We start from the raw sequence: 2,020 nt of genomic DNA on the forward strand, positions 1-2,020 counted from the left end.
CGCAGGGTGGATGAGGGGACTTGAACCCCCGGCCTCTTGGATCACAACCAAGCGCTCTAACCAAGCTGAGCTACACCCACCGAGGTGCGTGCCGCGAACGGCACGGCGGCGGAGGGTACGGCCCGGTGGAGGGGGGGTCAAAGCGCCGCGAGTTCGCGGGCGCTCGTCGCGGTCGGTCCTGATCGGCGACCGTCCGGCCGCTGACGAGTTGCGACGCGCGCAAACTTGCACGTCGTGCAGCTCGGGTCGTACCGTCGGGACATGGATCACGACCTCGGGTTGCGCGAGCGCAAGAAGCGCGAGACGAAGGCGGCGCTCAGCCGCGCCGCCTTCGAGCTGTGCGCCGAGCGCGGCATCGACGCGGTCACCGTCCCTGACATCGCGGCCAGCGCGAACGTCTCCCCGCGGACGTTCTTCAACTACTTCTCCAGCAAGGAGGAGGCGATCGTCGGCGGGACCGAGCGTGCCGAACGGCTCGTGGAGCTGCTCGCGGCCCGACCGGTCGGCGAACCGATCTGGGACGCGCTGCGCGCCGCCGTCGTCGAGCTCGTCGCCGGCGAACCGACGGTGCGCCGCGAGCTCGTCGAGCAGGCGCGTCTGGTCAGCGACAGCCCCGCACTCGCGCAGCAACAGGTCGCCAACTGGCTCGAGATGGAGCGCCTGCTGGCCGCCGAGGTCGCCCGGCGTGCAGGCCACGCCCCGGGCGACCTGCACCCGCGCCTGCTCGTGGCCGCGGTCGGGGCTGCGGTGCGGGTCGCCATCGATCACTGGATCGACACCCCGACCGACGCCTCCATCGACACCCCGCTCGAGGCCGTGATCGACGAGGCGCTCGGGGTCTTCTCCGCCGGGTTCCACGACAGCTCCCACCCGTGTCGAAGCGCGGATCTGAACCGCGCGCACGGTCGATCGCCCGCTCGGACGTCTCTCGACGTCACCACCCCTGAGGACCACCCGTGAACGCTCTCCTGCGCCGGATCGCCGGCACCGTCGAGCGACGCCCCGGCGTCTCGCTCGTGGTGATCCTGGTGCTGACCGTCGTCTTCGGAGCTCTCGCGACCCAGCAGAGCACCGACACCGACCTGGCCGCCTTCGCGGCGGAGTCCGAGCTCGCCGCCGCCAGCGAGCGCATCTCCGAGGAGTTCGGCACCGCATCGGCAGCGGTCCAGGTGATCGTCGACGCGGGGGAGGGTGGTGACGTCCTCAGCGCCGAGGGGCTGGCGACCGCCGCCGAGCTCGGCCGCGTGGTCGAGCGGACACCGGAGCTCACCGACATCCTCGCGCCCGGCACCCCGCAGGCGCCCGCGGTCATCTCCTACGCGGCACCGTTCCAGGCGGCGCTCGACGAACAGGGCGTCGATCCCGGCACCGTCGACGACGATGCGCTGGACGCGATCGCCGTGGGGATGCTCGGCGACCCCCAGGTCGGCCCCCAGGCCGGAGCGCTGCTGTCACGGGACCTCGACGCCGAGGCCGGATCCGCGCGGGCTGGACTGGTGATCGTGCGGCTGGCTGGCGACGTCGAGGTGGCCGACCAGGCAGCGGGCGAGCTCGCGTTCCGTGACGCCGTCGAGGCGGCTGACCTCGGGCCGTTCACCGTCAGTCCGTTCAGCGAGAACATCCTCTCCGACGACCTGATGGCGGACATGGAGCAGGAGATGCCCGTCCTGCTCGGGCTCGCGTTCCTGCTGATCATCGCGATCCTCTTCGTCACCTACCGCCGTGTCAGCGACGTCCTGCTCGGGCTCGTCGGACTGGTCGTCACGATCGTGTGGACCTACGGCATCGCGGTCCTGGTCGGGCCCGACTACCTCGGCATCACCGGTCCGATGACCCAGATCTCGATCATCATCCCGGTGCTGCTGATCGGGTTGGCGATCGACTACGCCATCCACCTGACCACGCGCTACCGCGAGGAGCTCGGCAAGGGGCGGACCCCGGCGCAGGCCGCGTCCGGTGCGGTGTTCAGCGTCGGCGGCGCGCTCGTGCTGGCGACCCTGACGACCATGATCGGGTTCCT

Annotated in this window: 2 protein-coding genes and 1 tRNA gene; 2 read left to right on the top strand and 1 reads right to left on the bottom strand. The window is 71.1% G+C overall.

The annotated features are described in order from the left end of the window. Positions 1-5: 5 nt before the first annotated feature. A tRNA-His gene (locus WEB03_RS12510) sits at positions 6-80 on the bottom strand. A 181-nt stretch (positions 81-261) separates the two neighbouring features. Here WEB03_RS12510 and WEB03_RS12515 point away from each other — a divergent pair. Together WEB03_RS12515 and WEB03_RS12520 are read left to right on the top strand one after the other, a co-directional pair. Further along, positions 262-960: a TetR/AcrR family transcriptional regulator gene (locus WEB03_RS12515; protein WP_368071285.1), complete on the top strand. Its 699-nt coding sequence runs from the start codon at positions 262-264 to the stop codon at positions 958-960. Then, positions 957-2,020, top strand: a 1,064-nt coding sequence (locus WEB03_RS12520) for an MMPL family transporter (RefSeq protein WP_368071286.1), incomplete at its 3' end; no start/stop codon positions are given. The genes WEB03_RS12515 and WEB03_RS12520, both read left to right, overlap by 4 nt.

The organism is Nitriliruptor sp., from assembly GCF_040882075.1.
Lineage (GTDB): Bacteria > Actinomycetota > Nitriliruptoria > Nitriliruptorales > Nitriliruptoraceae > Nitriliruptor.

Bases quoted from the DNA above. Each gene is read 5' to 3' on its own strand.
- WEB03_RS12515 (WP_368071285.1), top strand. From the start codon at position 262: ATGGATCACGACCTCGGGTTGCGCGAGCGCAAGAAGCGCGAGACGAAG.